This is a genomic window from Nocardioides sp., assembly GCF_044226765.1.
In the GTDB taxonomy this organism is placed as follows: Bacteria; Actinomycetota; Actinomycetes; order Propionibacteriales; family Nocardioidaceae; genus Nocardioides.
The window spans coordinates 552882-574414 of the sequence record NZ_JBGAGJ010000002.1; the positions used below are offsets into that span (position 1 = coordinate 552882).

Annotated in this window: 20 protein-coding genes; 12 read left to right on the plus strand and 8 right to left on the minus strand. The window is 72.2% G+C overall.

Annotated elements, in window-relative coordinates; genetic code table 11:
* Window positions 1-2817 carry a DEAD/DEAH box helicase gene (locus tag ACILRH_RS07505; protein ID WP_395692024.1) on the plus strand — a complete coding sequence of 939 codons (2817 nt, stop codon included), beginning with the start codon at window positions 1-3 and terminating at the stop codon, window positions 2815-2817.
* On the opposite strand, the gene ACILRH_RS07510 is transcribed toward ACILRH_RS07505, so the two are convergent.
* On the minus strand, window positions 2787-3458 hold the full coding sequence (locus ACILRH_RS07510) for an SDR family oxidoreductase (protein ID WP_395692025.1): 672 nt from the start codon (window positions 3456-3458) through the stop codon (window positions 2787-2789). The genes ACILRH_RS07505 and ACILRH_RS07510 overlap by 31 nt on opposite strands.
* A gap of 46 nt (window positions 3459-3504) precedes the next feature.
* On the opposite strand from ACILRH_RS07510, the gene ACILRH_RS07515 reads away from it, so the two are divergent.
* Entirely contained in the window at window positions 3505-4638 is a 1134-nt protein-coding gene (locus ACILRH_RS07515) for an FAD-dependent oxidoreductase (RefSeq protein WP_395692026.1), read from the plus strand.
* Here the strand turns inward: ACILRH_RS07515 and ACILRH_RS07520 are convergent.
* On the minus strand, window positions 4635-5540 hold the full coding sequence (locus ACILRH_RS07520) for a 5'-3' exonuclease H3TH domain-containing protein (RefSeq protein WP_395692098.1): 906 nt from the start codon (window positions 5538-5540) through the stop codon (window positions 4635-4637). The two genes, ACILRH_RS07515 and ACILRH_RS07520, sit on opposite strands and share 4 nt — an antisense overlap.
* A gap of 59 nt (window positions 5541-5599) precedes the next feature.
* Between ACILRH_RS07520 and ACILRH_RS07525 the strand changes: the two genes are divergently transcribed.
* The gene (locus ACILRH_RS07525) at window positions 5600-6052 is read left to right on the plus strand and encodes an Lrp/AsnC family transcriptional regulator (RefSeq protein WP_395692028.1); all 453 of its coding nucleotides are present in this window, start codon (window positions 5600-5602) and stop codon (window positions 6050-6052) included.
* 121 nt (window positions 6053-6173) lie between these two features.
* Here the strand turns inward: ACILRH_RS07525 and ACILRH_RS07530 are convergent, their stop codons facing one another.
* Complete coding sequence (locus ACILRH_RS07530) at window positions 6174-7640, minus strand: KamA family radical SAM protein (RefSeq protein WP_395692030.1); 1467 nt, start codon at window positions 7638-7640, stop codon at window positions 6174-6176.
* A gap of 134 nt (window positions 7641-7774) precedes the next feature.
* Between ACILRH_RS07530 and ACILRH_RS07535 the strand changes: the two genes are divergently transcribed.
* The 7 genes from ACILRH_RS07535 to ACILRH_RS07565 all read left to right on the plus strand — a co-directional run bounded on the left by ACILRH_RS07535 (window position 7775) and on the right by ACILRH_RS07565 (window position 14811).
* Complete coding sequence (locus ACILRH_RS07535; RefSeq protein WP_395692031.1) at window positions 7775-8812, plus strand: L-erythro-3,5-diaminohexanoate dehydrogenase; 1038 nt, start codon at window positions 7775-7777, stop codon at window positions 8810-8812.
* Window positions 8813-10414, plus strand: coding sequence for a lysine 5,6-aminomutase subunit alpha (locus ACILRH_RS07540; RefSeq protein WP_395692033.1), 1602 nt, complete (start codon window positions 8813-8815; stop codon window positions 10412-10414).
* The gene (locus tag ACILRH_RS07545; RefSeq protein WP_395692035.1) at window positions 10411-11154 is read left to right on the plus strand and encodes an OAM dimerization domain-containing protein; all 744 of its coding nucleotides are present in this window, start codon (window positions 10411-10413) and stop codon (window positions 11152-11154) included. Before ACILRH_RS07540 ends, ACILRH_RS07545 begins: the two co-directional genes overlap by 4 nt.
* On the plus strand, window positions 11151-11549 hold the full coding sequence (locus tag ACILRH_RS07550) for a hotdog domain-containing protein (RefSeq protein WP_395692037.1): 399 nt from the start codon (window positions 11151-11153) through the stop codon (window positions 11547-11549). The genes ACILRH_RS07545 and ACILRH_RS07550 overlap by 4 nt, the downstream gene beginning before the upstream one ends.
* A 427-nt stretch (window positions 11550-11976) precedes the next feature.
* On the plus strand, window positions 11977-13575 hold the full coding sequence (gene lnt / locus ACILRH_RS07555) for an apolipoprotein N-acyltransferase (RefSeq protein WP_395692038.1): 1599 nt from the start codon (window positions 11977-11979) through the stop codon (window positions 13573-13575).
* Window positions 13576-13625: 50 nt separating this feature from the next.
* Window positions 13626-14345, plus strand: coding sequence for a polyprenol monophosphomannose synthase (locus tag ACILRH_RS07560; protein ID WP_395692099.1), 720 nt, complete (start codon window positions 13626-13628; stop codon window positions 14343-14345).
* 7 nt (window positions 14346-14352) lie between these two features.
* Window positions 14353-14811: an FxsA family protein gene (locus ACILRH_RS07565; protein ID WP_395692040.1), complete on the plus strand. Its 459-nt coding sequence runs from the start codon at window positions 14353-14355 to the stop codon at window positions 14809-14811.
* 20 nt (window positions 14812-14831) lie between these two features.
* Here the strand turns inward: ACILRH_RS07565 and ACILRH_RS07570 are convergent, their stop codons facing one another.
* The 3 genes from ACILRH_RS07570 to ACILRH_RS07580 all read right to left on the minus strand — a co-directional run bounded on the left by ACILRH_RS07570 (window position 14832) and on the right by ACILRH_RS07580 (window position 17632).
* On the minus strand, window positions 14832-15218 hold the full coding sequence (locus tag ACILRH_RS07570; RefSeq protein ID WP_395692101.1) for an RNA polymerase-binding protein RbpA: 387 nt from the start codon (window positions 15216-15218) through the stop codon (window positions 14832-14834).
* A 232-nt stretch (window positions 15219-15450) separates the two neighbouring features.
* Complete coding sequence (locus ACILRH_RS07575; RefSeq protein WP_395692042.1) at window positions 15451-16824, minus strand: MFS transporter; 1374 nt, start codon at window positions 16822-16824, stop codon at window positions 15451-15453.
* Between the two features lies 1 nt (window position 16825).
* On the minus strand, window positions 16826-17632 hold the full coding sequence (locus ACILRH_RS07580; RefSeq protein ID WP_395692044.1) for a glycerophosphodiester phosphodiesterase: 807 nt from the start codon (window positions 17630-17632) through the stop codon (window positions 16826-16828).
* Between the two features lie 61 nt (window positions 17633-17693).
* On the opposite strand from ACILRH_RS07580, the gene ACILRH_RS07585 reads away from it, so the two are divergent.
* A complete protein-coding gene (locus ACILRH_RS07585) occupies window positions 17694-17966 on the plus strand; it encodes a zf-TFIIB domain-containing protein (protein WP_395692045.1) in 273 nt (90 codons plus the stop codon).
* Between the two features lie 230 nt (window positions 17967-18196).
* Here ACILRH_RS07585 and ACILRH_RS07590 read toward each other — a convergent pair whose 3' ends face one another.
* Window positions 18197-19723, minus strand: a complete 1527-nt coding sequence (locus tag ACILRH_RS07590) for a helix-turn-helix domain-containing protein (protein ID WP_395692047.1) — start codon at window positions 19721-19723, stop codon at window positions 18197-18199.
* Window positions 19724-19837: 114 nt separating this feature from the next.
* On the opposite strand from ACILRH_RS07590, the gene ACILRH_RS07595 reads away from it, so the two are divergent.
* The gene (locus ACILRH_RS07595; protein ID WP_395692049.1) at window positions 19838-20854 is read left to right on the plus strand and encodes a zinc-dependent alcohol dehydrogenase family protein; all 1017 of its coding nucleotides are present in this window, start codon (window positions 19838-19840) and stop codon (window positions 20852-20854) included.
* A gap of 4 nt (window positions 20855-20858) precedes the next feature.
* On the opposite strand, the gene ACILRH_RS07600 is transcribed toward ACILRH_RS07595, so the two are convergent.
* Window positions 20859-21530 carry a hypothetical protein gene (locus ACILRH_RS07600; protein ID WP_395692051.1) on the minus strand — a complete coding sequence of 224 codons (672 nt, stop codon included), beginning with the start codon at window positions 21528-21530 and terminating at the stop codon, window positions 20859-20861.
* Window positions 21531-21533: the final 3 nt, after the last annotated feature.

A 21533-nucleotide genomic window follows, 5' to 3' on the forward strand; every position in this document is an offset into this window, starting at 1 on the left:
ATGAGCACGGCGGACGACCTCAGCCCGTCCGAGCGGTACGCCGACTACCGCCGGCACCGCCAGCACCCGGTGCTCCGCGACTTCCAGGCGCTCTACGACTTCGCGCTCGACGAGTTCCAGCTGGAGGGCTGCCGGGCCATCGAGGACGGTCGAGGCGTGCTCGTCGCTGCCCCGACCGGCTCCGGCAAAACGATCGTCGGGGAGTTCGCGGTCCACCTGGCGATGCAGACCGGGCGCAAGTGCTTCTACACCACGCCGATCAAGGCGCTGTCGAACCAGAAGTTCAACGACCTGGTCGCCCGCTACGGCCCCGACCAGGTCGGGCTGCTCACCGGCGACAACGTCGTCAACGGCGAGGCGCCGATCGTGGTGATGACCACCGAGGTGCTGCGCAACATGCTGTACGCCGGCTCCCGCACGCTGCTGGGTCTCGGCTTCGTGGTGATGGACGAGGTCCACTACCTCGCCGACCGCTCCCGGGGGGCGGTGTGGGAGGAGGTGATCATCCACCTGCCCGAGTCCGTCGCGCTCGTCTCCTTGTCGGCGACCGTGTCCAACGCCGAGGAGTTCGGCGAGTGGCTGCAGACGGTGCGCGGCGACACGCAGACGATCGTGGAGGAGCGCCGCCCCGTCCCGCTCTACCAGCACGTGATGGTGGGACGCCGGGTGCTCGACCTGTTCGCCTCCTCCGACGTCGACGCTGCCGCCGGTTTCGTCAAGGAGGGAGCACCGGTCAACGACGAGCTCCTCAAGGTCGCCCGGGACGACTGGGCGAGCACGCGGGTCAGGGACCGGCGCTCCCCGCGCGACCGCAACCGGCGGGGGACCAGCAAGCACGCTCCGGGCCGTCAGGTGGGCAACGGACGCCGGGTCTGGATCCCGAGCCGACCGGACGCGATCGAGCAGCTCGACCGCCTGGCGCTGCTGCCCGCCATCGTCTTCATCTTCAGCCGCGTGGGCTGCGACGCCGCGGTCACCCAGTGCCTGTCGGCCGGCGTCCGCCTCACCACCCCGGCAGAGCGCGACGCGATCTACGAGCACGTCGAGGCCGCGTGCGCCCACCTGCCGTCCGAGGACCTCCAGGTGCTCGGCTACCACGACTTCCTCGACGGGCTGACCCGCGGCGTCGCGGCCCACCACGCGGGGATGCTGCCGGCCTTCAAGCAGGTCGTCGAGGAGCTGTTCGTCCGCGGCCTCTGCAAGGTGGTCTTCGCGACCGAGACGCTGGCGCTGGGCATCAACATGCCCGCCCGCACCGTGGTGATCGAGAAGCTGTCGAAGTGGAACGGCGAGAGCCACGCCGACATCACGCCGGGTCAGTACACCCAGCTCACCGGTCGCGCCGGGCGGCGCGGCCTGGACACCGAGGGGCACGCGGTCGTGCTCTGGCAGCCGGGGATGGATCCGCGCCAGGTCGCCGGCCTCGCGTCGACCCGCACCTACCCGCTGCGGTCGTCGTTCCGGCCGTCGTACAACATGGCGGTCAACCTGGTGCACCAGTTCGGACGGTCCCGCTCGCGAGAGCTCCTCGAGCAGTCCTTCGCCCAGTTCCAGGCCGACAAGGCCGTCGTCGGCCTGGCCCGCCAGCTGCGCAAGGCGGAGGACGCGCTCGCCGGCTACCGGGAGGCGGCGACCTGCGACCGTGGCGACTTCATGGAGTACGCCGATCTGCGTCGCCGGATCAACGAGGCCGAGAAGGGCGCCAGCCGCGCTCGCAAGGCCGACCGGCGCGAGGAGGCGGTGGAGTCCCTGCGCGCCCTCAGGCCCGGTGACGTCATCTCGGTGCCCACCGGCAAGTTCGCCGGCTGGGCAGTGGTCGTCGACCCGGGATGGTCCCCCGAGGGGCCCCGGCCGTACGTCGTGACCGCGGACCGGCAGGCGCGCCGGCTCGCGCTCATCGACTTCCCGACACCGGTCGTGGCGCAGGCCCGGCTCCGGATCCCGAAGACCTTCAACGGCCGCAACCCGCAGATGCGCCGCGACCTGGCGTCCGCCCTGCGGGAGCGCACCCGTGACCTCGACCCGGCGCTGCCCCGCCGGGCCGGCGACCGGGCCGACCGCTCGCGCAGCCACGTCGACGACGAGATCGCGGCGCTGCGGTCCCAGCTGCGTGCGCACCCCTGCCACGACTGCCCGGAGCGCGAGGACCACGCCCGGTGGGCGGAGCGCTACCTCAAGCTCGAGCGGGACGCCCGCACGCTCCAGCGTCGCGTCGAGCAGCGCACCAACACGGTGGCCCGGCAGTTCGACCGGGTCTGCGAGGTCCTCACGGCACTGGGCTACCTCGACGGGGAGCAGGTCACCGACCAGGGTCGGCACCTGATGCGGATCTACTCCGAGCTCGACCTGGTCGCCGCCGAGTGCCTGCGCACGGGGTTGTGGGACGACCTCGACCCGTCGGGTCTCGCGGCCGCCCTCTCCGTCCTGGTGTTCGAGGCACGGCGGCCCGACGACGCCTCGGCACCGCGCATCCCCGGCGGCGGCGTCCGCGAGGTGATCGGCGAGATGGTCCACCTGTGGGGGACGCTGGACGCCCTCGAGCGCGACCACCGCCTGGACTTCCTGCGCCAGCCCGACCTCGGCTTCTCCTGGGTCGCCTACCGCTGGGCGGAGGGCGACGAGCTCGACGACGTGCTGCTGGTCAGCGACCTCGCGGCCGGCGACTTCGTGCGGTGGATGAAGCAGCTGGTCGACCTCGCCGGGCAGGTCGCGGACGCGGCCGGCCCCGGTCGGGTGCGCGAGACCGCCCGCGAGGTCGTGCGCCGCCTCCGGCGAGGGGTGGTCGCCTACTCCTCGCTGGCCGACGACGAGGAGTGAACGGCGACCTCGATCGGCACGTCGCCGTTGACGAGGTTCCACTGCTTCCCGACGGTGTCGGGAGCGTCGAGGACGGCGGCGAGCACGGCGGCGACGTCCGCACGCGTCACCTCGCCGCGGGCGACATCCGGCCCCAGCGCGACCCGGCCGGTGCCCGGGTCGTCGGTCAGCCGACCGGGACGGATGATCGTCCAGGCCAGGTTGCTGGCGCGCAGCGCAGCGTCCGCGTCGCGCTTCGCCTCGACGTACGCCCGCCACACGTCGCCGGTGTCCGCCGGCAGCGGGTCGTCGACCCCGATGGCCGAGACCTGGACGAACCGGTCGATCCCCGCCAGCCGGGCGCCGTCGGCGGACTTCAGCGACCCCTCGAGGTCGACGGTGCGCTTGCGCTCGATGTTGCCGTCGGGGCCACCGCCGGCCGCGAACACGACGGCACCGCAGCCGGCGAACGCCGTCGCGAAGTCTGCGGCGTCCTGCCGTTCGATGTCGAGCAGCCGCACCTGCGCGCCCCGTCCCTCGAGCTCGGAGCGGTGCTCCTCGCGGCGCACGAGCGCGACCACGTCGTGGTCGGCCCGGCGCAGGACGTGGACGAGCTGGCGGGCCACCTGGCCGTGGCCACCGACGATCGCGACACGAGTCATGTCAACCACCGTACGGACGCCCGGGTGACGGCGTACCGTGCCCGCCATGGCGGACACCCGCTCGGACCTGCTCGTCGTCGGTGCCGGCCCCTACGCGTACTCGGTCGCGGCGCGAGCCGGCGACCGCGGCATCGCGACGACCGTCGTCGGTCGGCCCCTCTCGTTCTGGCGCGACAAGATGCCGACGGACATGTTCCTGCGCTCGGGGACCGACTGGCACCTCGACGCCGCCGGCGAGCTCACCTTCGAGGCGTTCGTGGAGGACCGGGGCCTCGACCGGGCCGACCTCGACCCGATCCCGATCGCGGTCTTCCTCGACCACGCGGACTGGTTCGCGGCCGGCAAGGGCGTGGTCCCGGACCCCCGGATGGTGGCCGACCTGACCAAGCCCGGTGACACCTTCGTCGCGACGATGGAGGACGGCACGGTCATCGAGGCGGACCGGGTCGTGGTCGCACCCGGTGTCGGGTACTTCGCGCAGCTGCCCGACTGGCACGCGCAGGTGCCGCCGGAGCGCCGGTCGCACACGCTTGACCGGGTCACCTTCGACGACCTCGCCGGGGCGCGGGTCGCGGTGATCGGCGGCCGGCAGAGCGCCTACGAGTGGGCGGCGCTGCTGTGCGACCACGGCGCCGAGCGAGTGGACGTGGTGCACCGGCACCCCACGCCGGCGTTCGAGCGGGTCAGCTGGCGGTTCGTCGACCCGTACGTCGACCAGACCCTCGCCGTGCGTGGGTGGTGGCGGCAGCTGACCGCCGACCAGCGCGCCGCGATCGGCCAGGAGTTCTGGGCGGTCGGTCGGCTCACGCTCGAGCACTGGCTGGTCCCGCGGCTCCGTCCCGAGGTCGTCCACCGGCACCCCGAGTGCGAGGTGACGGCCGTCGCGGGGGAGGGGCCGGTGTCCCTCACGCTCTCCGACGGCGACGTGCTCGACGTCGACCACGTGGTGTTCGCCTCGGGCTACCGACCCGACGTCGCGCGGGTGCCGTACCTGGCCGGGGTGCTCGACCACGTGGACTCGACCGACGGGTTCCCGGACCTCTCCGAGGGGTTCGAGACCAGCCTGGCGGGCCTGTACGCCGTCGGCTTCCTCGCCACCCGCGACTTCGGCCCGTTCTACGGGTTCACCAAGGGCTGCCCGTCGGCGGCCTCGCTGGTCGTCGACGAGATGCTGCGCTAGAGGGCGCAGAGGACGTCGGTGAGCCGCTGGACCGGCGACTCGATGCCCCACCGCTGGCCGAGCTCCGCGACGCGCGGCAGGTCCTTCGGCTCGGGCGGCAGGGAGGTGTCGGGGGAGCCGAGGTCGATGTCGCGGGCGACCGCCACGACCTGCGGGGCGACCTCGAGGTACGCCGCGGCGGCCTTGACCTTCCCACGCGGGCCCGGCCCCATGTCCGCGTCCGGGTCCAGCGCTGCCGCCACGATCCCGTCCATGTCCCCGAACCGGCCGAGCAGCGTTGCGGCCGTCTTCTCGCCGATCCCCGCCACGCCGGGGAGGCCGTCGGAGGCGTCGCCGCGCAGGGTGGCGAAGTCGGCGTACTGGTGGGCGTCGATGCCGTACTTGCCGCGCACCCACTCGTTGGTCACCCGCTCGTGGTTGCCGACGCCGCGCGCGATGTAGAGCACGCGGACGTCGCGGTCGTCGTCGACGAGCTGGAAGAGGTCGCGGTCGCCGGTCACGATGTCGACGGGCTGACGCGCCTGCGCTGCGAACGACCCGATCACGTCGTCGGCCTCGTAGCCGGCCGCGCCGACCACGCAGATGCCGAAGGCGTCGAGGACCTCGCGGATGATCGGCACCTGGACCTCGAGCGGGTCCGGCACCTCCTCAACGTCCGGAGCGCCGGTGCGCTCGGCCGCGACCCGGTGGGCCTTGTAGGTCGGCAGCAGGTCGACGCGCCACTGCGGCCGCCAGTCGTCGTCCCAGCAGCAGACCAGATCGCTGGGCCGGTAGTCGCCCACGAGCCTGGAGATGAAGTCCAGGAGCCCGCGCACGGCGTTGACCGGCGTCCCGTCCGGGGCAGTGATCTCGGGGACCCCGAAGAAGGCGCGGAAGTAGAGCGACGCGGTGTCGAGGAGCATCAGTCGACCGGGCTGGACAGTCACGTCCGCATCCTGCCACGCGCCGCTACCCTGTCCGCGTGACCCAGTCAGAGCTCGAAGGCACCGATCAGAAGATCATCGAGCTGCTCGTCCAGGACGGTCGGATGTCGTTCACCGACCTCGGCCGGGCCACGGGCCTCTCCACCTCGGCGGTCCACCAGCGGGTCAAGCGGCTGGAGTCGCGCGGCCTGATCACCGGGTACACCGCGACGGTCGACCACGAGCAGCTCGGCCTGCCGCTCACGGCCTTCATCTCGATCCGGCCGATCGACCCCTCCCAGCCCGACGACTCTCCCGAGCGGGTGCGCGGCATCCCCGAGATCGAGTCGTGCTGGTCGGTCGCGGGCGACGAGTCGTACATCCTCAAGGTGCGCGTCGCCAGCCCGACCGCCCTGGAGGACCTGCTCGCCCGCATCCGCGCCGCCGCCAACGTCTCCACGCGGACCACCATCGTGCTCTCCACCCCGTACGAGGGCCGCCCGGTCAGTTGACACCCGCGCCACGCCGGGGCGCGGCGGCGCGCAGGAATGCGCACGTTTGGTCACCAACCGCAGATCGGGAGCGCTCCCACCTGCGGTTGGTGACCAAACGCGGCAATTCCCGGCCGCGCGACTACCAGGCCTGGAGGGCGGCGGTGCGGCGCGAGGCCTCGGCGACCTCGGCGGCCTTGAGCGCCGAGGTGTCGAGGTCGGAGTGCTGGGCCCACCACTCCTGCCCGGCGACCGGGAGGGTGTGGATCGGGTCGTAGTACTCGTAGGTGCGGGTCAGCGCCTCGGCGTCGGCCGCCTCGATCGAGGTGCGGTAGTTCTTCGTCCAGTAGGAGATGCCGCGCTCGGTGTCGTACGACGCGAGCTGGTGCACCCAGCGCTTCCCGACGAACGGCACGTCGCAGACGATGCGCGGGGTGGCGAAGCCGGGCAGGTAGCCCATGATGTGGTGCTGGAGGCGCTGGGCGTCGGCGACCGAGACCCGCCAGTGCTCCGAGAACGGGATCATGTCGCACATGTAGAAGTAGTAGGGCATGATCTGCGCGCCGTCGAGGAGGCGGAAGCACAGGTCGAGCAGGGCGTGCGGCTCGGCGTTCACGCCGGCCAGCAGGACCCCCTGGTTGCGCACGTCGCGGACGCCGGCCTCGAGCATCGCGCGCGAGGCGCGGGCCACCAGCGGGGTGATCGAGCTGGCGTGGTTGGCGTGGGTGTGGATGGCGATCGACACCCCGCGGGAGCGCGCCGTCCCGGAGACCCGCTCCATGCCGGCCCGGACGTCGTCTTGCAGCCAGTGCTGCGGCAGTCCCACCAGCGCCTTGGTGGCCAGGCGGACGTCGCGGATGTTCTCGATCTCCAGCAGCTGGGTGAGGAAGTCCTCCAACCGGGGCCACGGCATGTTCGCCACGTCGCCGCCGGACACCACCACGTCGCGGACCTGCGGGGTACGGCGCAGGTAGTCGAGCATCGCGCCGAGCCGGTCGGCCGGCTTGCCGACGAGCTTGAGCTTGTCGATCGTCGGGGTGGAGTTGCCGACCAGGTCCATCCGGGTGCAGTGGCCGCAGTACTGCGGGCAGGTCGGCAGCAGCTCGGCCAGCACCTTGGTGGGGTAGCGGTGGGTCAGGCCCTCGGTGACCCACATGTCGTGCTCGTGCAGCGAGTCGCGGGTCGCGTGCGGGTGCGACGGCCAGTCGGTGCGCCGGTCGGAGAAGACGGGGATCATGTAGCGGCGCACCGGGTCGGCGTAGAAGGCCTCGGTCAGCGAGCCCGGTCCCGCCGGGTCGACGTCGGGGACCATCGTGTTCATCATCTGCGGCGGCACCAGCATCGACATCGTGGCCCGCTCGGCCTGGTCGCGCTCGAGGTCGGCGTAGAACCGCTCGTCGAGCAGGTCACCCATCAGCTCGCGCAGCTGCCGCACGTTCTTGACGCAGTGCGCGCGCTGCCACTGCACGGACTCCCACTCGGCGGCCGTGACGGCCGCCCACCCCGGGAACCGGGTCCAGTCCGGCTCGAGCAGCTCGGTGCGCCGGTACGGGTAGGGCTGACCGGTGTCGGCCTCGACGGGCGGGGCGAACGAGGTCGAGATGCTCATGGGTGTGTCCTCCTCGGGCGGGTCGTTTGTGTGGGCCACGCCACCTCTGCCAGAGTAGGAGAAGATCATCCGGCATGTCGAATACCGCGCCGCATGTTTTCCTGCACAACACCCGTTTTCGAGAAGGACGACTCGTGACGACCAGCGACCCCACCGGACTGCACCGGGTGCTCGACGACACCGTCCGGCTGCCCCAGGCCGCCGAGCGGCTCGACACCCGTCGCGAGCTGTGGCCCGACGAGGTGCGGGTGCGCGTCGAGCGGCTCAACCTCGACGCCGCGTCGTTCCGCCAGCTCGAGCGCAAGCACGCGGGGGACGGGTCGGCCGTGCGGGCCGAGGTGCTGGACATCGTGCGCACCCGCGGCAAGATGCAGAACCCCGAGACCGGGTCCGGCGGGATGCTGGTCGGCACCGTCGAGGAGGTCGGCCCGGCGTCGCCGCTCGGCCTCGCCGTGGGCGACCGGGTCGCCACCCTGGTCTCGCTCACCCTGACGCCGCTGGTGATCGAGGACGACCTGGCCCGCTGGGACGGGCTGGGGGAGCAGGTGCCCTGCGACGGGTACGCCGTGCTGTTCGGCCGGTCGGTGGCCGCGGTCCTCCCCGACGACCTGCCCGCGGAGCTGAGCCTGGCCGTCATGGACGTGTGCGGCGCTCCTGCGCTCACCGCCCGGGTCGTCGACGGCTACGCCCGGGCCGGGTCGGCCCCGGTCGTCGCCGTCGTCGGCGGCGCCGGCAAGTCCGGCTCGCTGAGCCTGGCCGCCGCCCGGAGGGCCGGGGCGCGGCGCACGATCGGGGTGGTGCCGCACGACGCCGAGGCCGACCTGCTGCGCGGGTCCGGCCTGGCCGACGAGGTGGTCGTGGCCGACGCCCGCGACCCGATCGCGCTGCGCGACGCCGTCACCGCGGCCGGGGGACCGGCCGACGTCACGGTCGTGTGCGTCGACGTCCCGGGCTGCGAGGGCGGCGCGATCCTGGCCACGGCGGACCGCGGGACGGTCGTGTTCTTCTCCATGGCCACGTCCTTCTCGGCTGCCGCCCTGGGCGCCGAGGGACTCGCAGCCGACGTGACGATGCTGGTCGGCAACGGCTACGCGCCGGGCCACGCGGCGTACGCCCTGGAGCTGCTGCGGGAGACTCCGGGGGTCCGCACGCTCTTCGATCGGAGGCTGTAGATGGCTCGCACCCGAGGCAAGCTCGACCTCGACCCGGTCACCGTCCGCAAGGCCAGGTCGCTGGCCCGCCGGGCGGGCCGGCCGATCGTCACGATGGCCAGGAAGCACACCACCGTCTCGGTGGAGCGCGCGACGCTGCGCCTGGCCGGCCTCGAGGGCGCCGATCCCGAGGGCACGCCGTGGGTCAACCGCCTGGTGGACGTGGTCCGCGCCGACCTGGCCGCCGACGGCGGTCTGGCCCACGGGGTCGCGCTGCCCGTCTGGGACGCGCTGGTGCGCGGGGAGGCCGACGACCTGGCCACGCTCGCCCAGAAGGCCTCAGCCGGGTCGGTGACCTTCCGTCTGCCCACCGGCAAGGACGCCGAGCGGGCCGCGCGCGCCTCGCGGCAGGCGGTGGGCCGCGGCATCAGGCGGATCGATGCGCGCCGCGCGGAGCGGGAGCGCCTGGTCCGCCGCATCGGGGACGCGCCGAGCAAGCCGTGGATCTACCTGATCGTCGCGACCGGCGACATCTACGAGGACATCCCGCAGGCCCAGGCCGCGGCCCGCGAGGGCGCCGACGTGATCGCGGTGATCCGCTCCACCGGGCAGAGCCTGCTGGACTTCGTGCCGGAGGGCGCGACCCGTGAGGGCTTCGCGGGGACCTACGCGACCCAGGAGAACTTCCGGCTGATGCGGGCCGCGCTCGACGAGACCAGCAAGGAGCTGGGTCGCTACGTCCGACTGACGAACTACGCGTCCGGGCTGTGCATGCCGGAGATCGCGACGCTGGCCGGTCTCGAGCGGCTGGACATGATGCTCAACGACTCGATGTACGGGATCCTGTTCCGCGATATCAACCCGATCCGCACCTTCGTCGACCAGCGGTTCAGCCGCCAGGTGCATGCCCGGGCCGGGATCATCATCAACACCGGCGAGGACAACTACCTCACCACCGCCGACGCGATCGAGGCCGCTCACACCGTCACCACCAGCCAGCTCCTCAACGAGTACTTCGCCAAGGAGGCCGGCCTCGAGGACTGGCAGCTCGGGCTCGGCCACGCCTTCGAGATCGACCCCGACGTCCCGGACTCCTTCCGTCTCGAGCTGGCACACGCGCTGCTCGCGCGCGAGCTGTTCCCCGACGCGCCGCTGAAGTGGATGCCGCCGACCCGGCACATGACCGGCGACGTCTTCCGCGGCTACCTGCTCGACGGGTTCTTCAACCTGGTCGGTGGGCTCACCGGTCAGGGCATCCTCCTGGTCGGCATGATGACGGAGGCGGTCGTCACCCCGTGGCTCTCCGACCGTGACCTCGCCCTGCAGAACGTGCGCTACGTGCTCAACGCCGCGGGCAACCTGCACGAGGACTTCCGCCCCGCCCACGACGGATTCATCGTCCAGCGGGCGCGCCAGGTGCTCGCCGAGACCATCGACCTGCTCGAGGACATCGTCCACGACTCCGACGAGGCGGGGGACCCGCCGCTGCTGGCGGCCATCGCCGACGGCACGTTCGGCCTGATGAAGCGGCCGCCCGGCGGGGGCAAGGGGCTCGACGGCGTGGCGCGCAAGTCGCGTGCGTACTACAACCCGGCCACCGAGATCCTGGAGGCGAGGTCGTGAGCTCCGTCGTCCGCCCGTACGGCGACACCACCGGCGACGGCATGGTGCAGGTGAGCTTCACGCTCCCGGTGCCGCACTCCAAGGTCGCCGAGGGCGGCGCGGCGCAGCTGGCCAAGAAGATGGGGATCGACCCCGCGCTGGTGGTGCACGCCAAGCCGATGGGGCCCGACTTCACCTTCTTCGTGGTCTACGGCCGGGTCAACCACCTCGTCGAGCTCGACAAGGTCGAGGTCGTCGAGCGGGACTACCCGCTGCTGACCCCCAAGGAGGTCAACGCCGCGGTCAAGCGCTCGATGCGTCGCCGGCTGGTCGTCGTCGGCGGCTGCATCGGCACCGACGCGCACACCGTGGGCATCGACGCCATCCTCAACGTCAAGGGGTTCGCCGGCGAGAAGGGCCTGGAGTACTACCGCGAGCTCAAGGTCGTGAACCTCGGAGCGCAGGTGTCGGTCCCGCAGCTGGTCGAGCGGGCCCGGGAGGAGAGGGCCGATGCCGTGCTCGTCTCCCAGGTCGTCACCCAGCGCGACGCCCACCTGCTCAACACGCGCGAGATGTCGGCGGCGTTCCGGGAGGCCTATCCGACCGACCGCCGCCCCCTGCTCGTCGTCGGCGGGCCGCGCTTCGACGAGACGATGGCGGCCGAGCTCGGGGTCGACCGGGTCTTCACCCGCGGCACCACGCCCGGCGAGGTGGCGTCCTACCTCGTGCACCGGCTCGTGACCTTGAAGGGGACGGCATGACCCAGGAGCAGACACCCACCGCCGGCACGACCGTGGTGCACCGCCGCTACGTGCCCTACTCGCACGCCCACTACGCCGGCAACCTGGTCGACGGCGCCTACAGCCTGGGCCTGTTCGGTGACGTGGCGACCGAGATGTGCATCCGGACCGACGGCGACGAGGGGTTGTTCGCGTCGTACTCCGACGTGCAGTTCCGGGCACCGGTGCGCGCCGGCGACGTCGTCGAGGTGACCTGCGAGCTCGTCCGGGTCGGTCGCCGGTCCCGGGTGATGGAGTTCGAGGTCCGGGTCGTCGCGCGCGGAGAGGCGTCGGCCGAGCGGCCCGGCGCGGCTCGGATGCTGGCGGAGCCCGTCGTGGCGACCACCGCCACCGGCACCGTCGTCGTCCCGGGCTGACCGCCGGACCCGCCGTGGCCCCGGCGCGTCGCGCCCGACACGCCGGGCAAGGCAGGAAATCGACGGGATTTTGCCGTTCCGCGACCCCGGCCCTGACCTGCGCCTTCGCGCATCTGCGCAGGTCAGCCAGGGCTTGACGACGGGGCGCGCACCGACCAAGGTGGCCGCCGTTCGCCCATGCAGATCGTGGCCGGCGGACCGACGTCCGAGTGGCCGTGTCGGAGGGTGGGAGTGCCAGCCATCCGTCCGACCTGGTTCGCGGAGGTCGGTCCGCCCCCGAGGGCGGGCTCGGGAGGGAACTGCGTCCCCTAGACAACAGCCCGGTCCTGGTAGCCGGCTGGGGGAGGGCTGGTCCGAAGGGTGCGGTTCCCTCCCGAACTCGTGCACTCGCCGTACGGTTCGGGGGACGGCCAGGTATTTTCGTCTCGTGCTGCTGCGGGTCGTGTTCGCCGTCGTCTCCGGCGTGGCGCTGTCCCTGGCGTTCGAGCCCGTCGCGGCGCCGATCCTCATCCCGTTCGCGGTCGCCGGGTTCGTCCTCTCCTGCCGGGGCCTGCGCCTGCGGTCAGGGTGGGTCCCCGGCCTCGCCTTCGGGATCGGCTTCCAGTTCGTCCTCATCGTCTGGATGCGAGCGGTCGGCACCGACGCCTGGCTCGCGCTGGCGACCGCCGAGGCGGCGTTCCTGGGCGTCCTGGGGTCGCTCACCGCGGTGCTGACCCGGCACCGGCTGTGGCCGCTGTGGGTCGCCGCCGCGTGGACGGCCGTCGAGGTGTGGCGCAGTGGCTGGCCGTTCAGCGGCATGCCTTGGGGGCGCCTGGCGTTCGCCGTCATCGACACCCCGGTCGCCCGTGCCCTGCCCTGGATCGGGGGCGTCGGAGTGAGCTTCGTGCTCGCCCTCAGCGGGACGCTGCTGGCCTGGCTGGTCGTCTCCCGTGGCCGGGAGCGGCTGCTGGCCGGCGGCCTGCTCGCGGCCCTCGTCCTCGTGGCGCTGGTGCCGGTCGCCGCGCCGTGGCGCGCCACCCCGGAGTCGTCCATCACCGTCGCGGCGATCCAGGGTGACGTGCCCGGTGACGGCGACGACATCCTCTACGACTTCCGCCAGGTCACCCAGAACCAGGTCGACGTCACCAGCCAGCTGGCCGCGGAGGTCGCCGCCGGGACCCGGCCCGAGCCGGACTTCGTGCTGTGGCCGGAGAACTCCACGGCGATCGACCCGTTCCGCGACGCCCAGACCAACAGTGCGATCTGGGCTGCCAGCCAGGCGATCGGCGTGCCGATCGTCGTCGGGGCCATCGTCGACGCGGGTCCCGACCACGTGCTCAACCAGGGGATCGTGTGGGATCCGGTGACGGGTGCGGGTGAGCGCTACACCAAGCGGCACCCGGTGCCCTTCGGGGAGTACATCCCCGCCCGCGAGTTCTTCAGCCGCCAGTTCGGACGGCTCGCGATCGTCGCCCGCGACATGGAGAGCGGCACCCGCCGGACGCCGTTGCAGGTCGCGGGCGTGCCGGTCGCCGACGCCATCTGCTTCGACATCGCCTACGACGACGTCCTCTACGACCAGGTCAAACGCGGTGCCCAGCTGGTGACGGTGCAGACCAGCAACGCGACGTTCATCCACACCGACCAGATCGAGCAGCAGTTCGCGATCACGCGCGTGCGGGCGATGGAGACCGGCCGCACGGTGGTCGTCGCGTCGACCAACGGCGTGTCCGGCGTCATCGCACCCGACGGCTCGGTGGTGGCGAGCGCCGCGCCCCGCACCCAGGCGGCCCTCGTCGCGACCGTCGGCCTGGACTCCAGCATCACCCCGGCCGTGCGGATCGGGCCCTGGACCGGTCGGCTGATGCTCGCCCTGACCGTCGTGGGGCTCGTCCTCAGCATCCGTTCATCCCGGGTGTCGTACGGTGCGGGCCGACGGCAGGCCGCGGGAGACCGCGCAGGTGCCAGCCTCGCCGTCGCGGCAAGCCCGGCCGGCGTCGAACCGCTGGGTGACGAAGCGGCACCCGGAGAGGAGCGACCTCGGTGAGCGAGGACCGGCGAGACGAGCGCAGCGTGGACGGTCTCGGCCGCGTCGTGATGGTCATCCCGACGTACAACGAGGCGGTCAACCTGGCCTGGATCGTCGGGCGGCTGCGCGCCGCCCAGCCCGACCTCGACGTGCTCGTCGTCGACGACGGCTCACCCGACGGCACCGGCGCGGTCGCGGACGAGCTGGCCGCGGCCGACCCGGCCGTCTCGGTGCTCCACCGCACCCGGAAGGAGGGCCTGGGAGCGGCGTACCTGCACGGATTCCGGGTCGCGCTGGCCGCGGGCTACGACGTGGTCGGGGAGATGGACGCCGACGGCTCCCACCAGCCCGAGCAGCTCGGCCGGCTGCTCGCCGCGCTGCGCGACGCCGACCTCGTGATCGGCTCGCGGTGGGTGCCGGGCGGCTCGGTGGTCAACTGGCCGGTACGCCGTGAGCTGCTCTCGCGCGGCGGCAACCTCTACGTCCGGATGCTGCTGGGCATCTCGGTGCGTGACGCGACCGCCGGCTACCGGCTGTTCCGCCGCACGACGCTGGAGAAGATCGACCTGGACTCCGTCCACTCGACCGGCTACGTGTTCCAGACCGACATGGTCGCCCGCACCCTCGCCGCCGGGCTGACGGTGCGCGAGGTCCCGATCGAGTTCGTCGAGCGGGTGCGTGGGGACTCCAAGATGAGCGGCGCGGTCGCGTCCGAGTCGCTACGCCGGATCACCGCCTGGGGCATGCGCGAGCGGCGCGACCAACTGCGTCGGGCCTGGCGGCGGTGAGCTCTCGATGAGCCCGCGTCGTCGTCGGCGGCTCCTCCCGCTCGCCATGGTGACGGCCTTCGTCCTGGTGCCCCTGCTGGAGATCTACGTCATCGTGCAGGTCGGCCAGGTGATCGGCGCCTGGTGGACGATCCTGCTCCTGGTCGCCGACAGCCTGCTCGGGGCGTGGCTGCTGCGGCACGAGGGCGGCCGGGCGTGGCGCAACCTGCGCGACTCGGTGCAGGAGGGCCGGTTGCCGTCCACCGAGATCGCGGACGGCGGGCTGATCCTGGTGGGTGGGACGCTGATGCTGGCGCCGGGGTTCGTCACCGACGTCCTCGGCATCCTCCTGGTGCTGCCGTTCACGCGGCCGCTGTTCCGGGGGATCCTGGCCAGCGCCGTCGCGCGGCGACTGGTCCTGGACGTGACCGGCCCCGGACCCGAGCCGCAGGGGCCCGTGGTCCGGGGCGAGGTCGTCGACGACTGAGGCGTCGCCGGGCCGGAGCCTCAGGCCGAGGCGCGGCTCTTCTTCTGGTTGACGCGGTGCAGGTGGGCCGGCCCGATCTCACCGTCGCGGAGCAGCTGCAGCCGCTCCTTGAGGATGTCCTCGAGCTCCTTCTCCGACCGGCGCTCCAGCAGCATGTCCCAGTGGGTGCGCGCCGGCTTCTCGGCCTTCGCCTCCGGCTGGATGCCCGAGACGCTCAGCGCCTCGGCACCGCAGCGCGGGCACTCCCAGACCGCCGGCACGTCGGCCTCGACCGACATGGTGATCTCGAACTCGTGCCCCTGGGGGCACCGGTATCCCACCTGCTGACGAGCCGCGAACTCGATCCCGCGCTCGTCCTCGAAGCTCTGGCCTCCCAGCCGGGCTCCGCGCAGCGTCCGCTCCGCCATGAGCCACCTCCCGATCTTGTCGTCCCCCGTGTGCATGTCCGAGACGGACAGGTGCGGCGATCGTGACGGCACGTGGCACGACGACGACGCAGCAGGTCCCAGGTCGGGTGGTACCCGGTTTCGGTCCGTCTCAACCACCAACGGTCGGGACGCAGGGAAGATTCCGGAGCCGGTCACCGGCTCGACCTTCATAGCACCTTCTCAGGGAGTACGGGTGCGCCGCCCGGTCGGTTCAGACCACCTGGGGGAGCGGGTTGCCCGCCTCCTGGATGCCGCGGCGCGGATCCACCCGCATGAGGAAGACGATGCCGACCGCGAAGAGCAGCACGAGGGCGAGCAGCGCGGGCCGGTAGGAGTCGGTCCACTGGTGGACCACCCCGAAGACCAGGGTCCCGATCCAGCTCGTGCCGCGCTCGCACGCCTGGTACAGGGAGAAGTACTCCGCCTCCCGCCCGCGCGGGATCAGCTGGCTGTAGAACGACCGGGACAGGGCCTGGGTCCCGCCGAGCACGACCCCGATCCCGATCGCCAGGGCGAGGAAGAGCGGGAAGTTGCCGTCCGGTGTGAGCCAGCCGGCCACGACGACCGCCAGCCACACGAACAGACCGACCAGGATGACGCGGTACGCGCCGCGCTTCCGGGCGATCCGGCCGAAGCCGAGGGCGCCGCCGATGCCCACGAACTGCACCACCAGGAAGGCCAGCAGCACGGTGCTCTTCTCGAAGCCCAGCTGCTTCTCGCCGTACACGGAGGCGGCGTAGATCACGGTCTGGATGCCGTCGTTGTAGAACAGGTAGGCGACCAGGAAGGTCAAGGTGACCGGGTAGCGCCGCAGGTCGCGCAGGGTGTGCCACAGCTGCCCGAAGCTGGCCTGCAGGAGCCCGCCGCGCTCGGCGTCGGGGTTGACCGGCGGTCTCGAGCGGACACCCCGCACCGGGATGATCGTGAAGGCCGCCCACCACACGCCCGCGCTGAGCAGGCTGATCCGCACCGCCATCTCGGTGTCGCTCATCACCGAGAGCAGCACGAAGTTGACCGCGAGCAGCAGGCCGCCGCCCAGGTAGCCCAGCGCCCAGCCGCGGGAGGACACCCGGTCCCGGTCGTCCGGCTCGGCGATGTCGACCAGCATCGAGTCGTAGACCACCAGGCTGGCGCCCAGGAAGAGCGTGGCGACCAGCAGCAGCACGGCGCCGAGCTGCCACTGCGACCCGGTCACGAAGAACATCAGCATGGCCGTCAGCGAGCCGGCCCAGGCGAAGCCCCCGAGGAGCCGCGGCTTGCTCGAGCTGCGGTCGGCGATCGCGCCGACGACCGGCAGGATCACCGCCGAGAGGATGGTGCTGATCGTGACGATGTAGAAGACCAGCGAGCCCGCCGAGATGCCGATGCCGAGGACGTGGAGGTCGGTGGTGCACTTGTAGCCCGCGTCCTCGTCGGTCGCCCGGCCGCAGGCGGCCTTCTCGGCGACGGAGGTGAGGTACGGCGAGAACAGCACCGCCGCGGTGGTGGTGACGAAGGCACTGTTGGCCCAGTCGTACCAGTACCAGGCCTTCTGCTCCCGCGCGCGCTGGAGCGGGCCCAGGTCGGCGATGCCCTCGACGCTCATGTCACGTCCCTCCACTGGTCGTCCACTGGCCGCGCTCGGTCAAGACGTCCCTGAGTATGTCGGTGCGGTCGGTGAAGATGCCGTCGACGCCCCGGTCGAGCAGGGCACGCATCTCGTCGGCGTCGTCGATCGTCCAGACGTGCACGTGCCGGCCGGCGGCGTGCGCGCGGCGCACGAAGCCGGGCGTGACGATGCGCAGGCGGGACCGGTGGTGGGGCACCTGGAACGCCGCGAACCGGCGCCGGGTCACCCAGGCCGCGAGCCGGGCGCTGGGCAGCAGCCGGAACGCGACGATCTCCAGCGGCGTCGCGGAGGTCGGCACCCGGCCCCCGGTGAGCGCACGGAACCGTCCCGTGCGCGCCCGGGAGAACGAGCCGACGAGCACCCGGTCCCAGGCCCCCCGCGCCGCCACGAACTCGGCCAGCGCCGCGACCGCACCCTCGGACTTGAGGTCGATGTTGAAGCGGGCGGCGGGGAAGGCGTCGAACAGCTCGGCCAGGGTCGGCACCGCCTCGCGCCCGGCCACCAGCGCCTCGCGGACCTGCGCCAACGTGAGCGCGGCGATCTCACCGCGCCGGTCGGTGACCCGGTCGAGCACGGAGTCGTGGAAGGCCAGCAGCACCCCGTCGCTGGTCACGTGCACGTCGGTCTCGAGGTAGCCGTAGCCGAGCGCCACGGCGTGCCGGAACGCCGCCAGGGTGTTCTCCAGACCCTCGATCTCGGGGTGGTAGGCGCCGCCGCGGTGGGCGAAGGCGAGGACCGTCCCCGGCTCGTCGAGGTAGGCGAACCCCGTGTGCGGCGTGACCACGGGTGAAGTATCGCCGCCGGGGCTGCGTGCCGTGGCACCGGCCGGGCGGTAGCGTCGGGGCATGGAGACTCTGACCTGTCCTCGCTGCGGCTCCGAGATGGTCTCCCGGGCACTCAGCGCCTCGCTCGGTGACGGCGAGATCAGCCTCTGCCCGGACGGCCACGGGGTGTTCCTCGCCCGCGCCGACCTCGGCGCCCTCGTCGAGTCGGAGATCGACTGGCACCGCCACGCCGGGCAGCACACCGCCCCGATGCCCCGCATCACCGCCGACATGGCCGCCCCGCCGGCCAGCAAGGCGCCCGCCCGCGCCTGGGTGGAGACCCTGTTTGAATGACCCGAGCCTGAGCCTGCGAAGGCTCGGACGCAGTCGTCAGGTCGAGTAGCCGCGCGACCGACGAAGGAGGTCGCGACCGGCGTATCGAGACAGCAGGCGGGTCGATCTCGATTCGTCGCGAGCGCCAGCGACTGAGATCTCGGTACGCCCGTCGCAGCCTCGTACCTCGGCCGCGGGGCTACTCGATCTGGCGCGGACCCCGCGCCCTCGCGAGCTCGGGCGCGGCGCGCTCAGATGTCCCGGAAGGTCTCGATGCTCGCGCCGAGGTGGTTGAGGCGCTCGGCGAGGTCCTCGTAGCCGCGGTGGATGACGTACGTCGACCGCAGCACCGAGGTGCCCTTCGAGGCCAGCATCGCCAGCAGGATGACCACGGCCGGACGCAGCGCCGGGGGACAGACCAGCTCGGTGCCGGTGAAGCTGGTCGGACCCTCGATCATCACCCGGTGCGGGTCGAGGAGCTTGACCTTCGCGCCGAGCTTGTTGAGGTCGGTCAGGTAGATCGCGCGGTTCTCGTAGACCCAGTCGTGCAGGAGCGTCTGCCCCTCGGCGACGGCCGCGATGACCGCGAAGAACGGCAGGTTGTCGATGTTGAGGCCGGGGAACGGCATCGGGTGGATCTTGTCCAGCGGCGCGTGCAGGTGCGACGGCTTGGTGACGATGTCGACCAGCCGCGTGTGGCCGTTGCTGGCGACGTACTCGTCCGAGCGGTCGTAGCGGAAGCCCATCTCCTCCAGCAGCGCGAGCTCGATCTCGAGGAACTCGATCGGCACCCGCCGGATCGTGATCGACGACTGGGTCACGATCGCGGCCGCGAGCAGCGACATCGCCTCGATCGGGTCCTCGCTCGGGGCGTAGTCGACGTCGACGTCGATGTCGGCCAGACCCGTGACCGTGAGGGTCGTCGTGCCGACGCCGTCGACCCGGACACCGAGGCGCTGCAGATAGAAGCAGAGGTCCTGGACCATGTAGTTCGACGACGCGTTGCGGATCACCGTGGTCCCGGGGTGGAGCGCCGCGGCCATCAGGGCGTTCTCGGTCACGGTGTCGCCGCGCTCGGTGAGCACGATCGGACGACCCGGCTCGATCGCGCGGTTGACCTCGGCGTGGTAGTTGCCGTCGGTCGCCTTGACCTCGAGGCCGAAGGGCCGCAGCGCGGCCATGTGCGGCTCGACCGTGCGGGTGCCGAGGTCGCAGCCGCCGGCGTACGGCAGCTGGAAGGTGTCCGCGCGGTGCAGCAGCGGGCCGAGGAACATGATGATCGAGCGGGTCCGGCGGGCGGCCTCGGCGTCGACGTGGTCGAGGTCGAGCTCGCGCGGCGGGACGACCTCGAGGTCGTTGTCGTCGTTGAGCCAGCGGCACTGCACGCCCAGGCTGGTCAGCACCTCGATGAGGCGGTTGACCTCCTCGATCCGGGCCACCTTGCGCAGGGTGGTGCGCCCCCGGTTGAGCAGCGTCGCGCACAGCAGCGCGACGCCGGCGTTCTTGGAGGTCTTGACGTCGATCTCGCCCGACAGGGTCGTCGGACCGGTGATGCGCAGGTGGGTGGGTCCGGCTCCGAGCGCGACGATCTCGGAGTCCAGGGCGGCTCCGATGCGGGCCAGCATCTCCAGGGACAGGTTCTGGTGCCCCTTCTCGATGCGGTTGATCGCACTCTGGCTGGTCCCGAGGAGGTCGGCGAGCTGGTGCTGGGTCAGCCCGCGGTGCTTGCGGGCGTCGCGGATCAGGTTGCCGATCCGGTTCTTGTATCCCTCGCTCATGTCCGCCACGGTAACTCATATATGAGATAAAGCAACTCAGGCGGGGCCGGCGAGTTCGGGGCCCGGGCGGACACCCGGGGGAGGGCGCTGGCGGCGGCTGGAAGGATGGCCACCATGCGAGCCACGACGATCCACGGTACCCGCGACATCCGCGTCAGCGAAGTTCCCGACCCCACCATCGAGGAGCCCACCGACGCGGTCGTCCGGGTCGTCGCGGGGTGCATCTGCGGGTCCGACCTGTGGCCCTACCGCGGCGACAACCCGGTCACGCCGGGCGACACGATCGGCCACGAGTGCGTCGGCATCGTGGAGGAGGTGGGCCCCGAGGTGCGGTCCTTCCGCTCCGGCGACTTCGTGGTCGTGCCGTTCGACCACTGCGACAACACCTGCCCGCACTGCCTGGCCGGAGCGCAGAACGCCTGCACCAACATCGGCTACACCAGCAGCGGCCAGGCCGAGTACGCCCGCGTGACCCAGGCCGAGGGCAGCCTGGTCAAGACCGGCGGCGTGCCGGACGCCGACCTGCTGCCGTCGGTCCTCACCATCTCCGACGTGATGCCCACCGGCTGGCACGCGGCGGTCTCGGCCGGCGTGCGCGAGGGCGGTACGGCGGTCGTGGTCGGCGACGGAGCGGTCGGCCTCTGCGGCGTGCTGGCCGCCCGGGTGCTGGGCGCCGAGACGATCGTCGCGATGTCACGCCACGAGCCGCGCCAGGAGATCGCCCGGGCCTTCGGGGCCACCCACGTGGTGGCCGAGCGCGGCAAGGAGGGCGTCGCGGCCGTCCTGGACATCACCGGGGGAGTGGGCGCCGACGCGGTGCTCGAGTGCGTCGGCACGAACCAGTCCATCGACACCGCGTTCCGCATCGCGCGGCCCGGCTCGAGGGTCGGCTTCGTCGGCGCGCCCCACGGGGTCGAGCTGCCGGTGCGCCGGATGTTCACCCACAACATCGGCCTCGCGGGCGGCATGGCGCCCACCCGGCGCTACATGCCCGAGCTGCTGGCCCTGGTCCTGGACGGGACGATCGAGCCGGGCCGGGTCTTCGACGCGACGATGGGGCTCGACGACGTCGCCGAGGGCTACCGTGCGATGGACGAGCGCCGGGCGATCAAGGTGCTCATCGAGCCCTGACCGGTCACCGCCCCAGCGGCCCCTCGAGCCACGGGTGGGCGGGATCGAGCGCCCGGAGGGCGTCGCGCAGCCACGTACGGCGCCGCTCGGGCAGCGTGGGCAGCACCGCGTCCAGGTCGAGCCGGTCCTTGGGGCGGCGCAGCCGCGCCTTGTAGAGCAGCACCAGCTCGGGATGCAGGTAGCGGATGCCGTCCTCGGCGACCCACGTGACGTCCTCGACCCGCTCGGTGCGGTCCGGGACCAGCTTGTGGGTCCAGAGCCCGTCCACATCGGGGGTCAGCGGGACGTCCAGGACCCACGGGGACGTCGCGTCCGCGCGCAGCCACAGCTGGCTGGCGGGGTCCTCCACGGTCGTCCAGCGCCCGCCCAGCGGGCGGAGCACACCGCCGACGTTGTTCCAGACGTGCCATCGTCCGCGCACGTGCTCGACCAGTGCGGGCACGTCGCGGGCGAGGATCGAGATGTCGGTGTCCTCGTGCTCGCGACGCAGGTCGGTGGCCGCCTCGACGGCCCAGCCGCCCACCACCCACCACGGCCGGTCGAAGCCGGCCAGCTGGTGGGCGACCGCGGCCGGCTCCAACGGCTCCCAGGCGCCGTACAGGGCGAGGAACGCGGCGTCCTCGTCACGCTCGCCGGGCGTGCGCTCGAGCGGGAGGCGCTGGGAACGGTCCGGCACCGC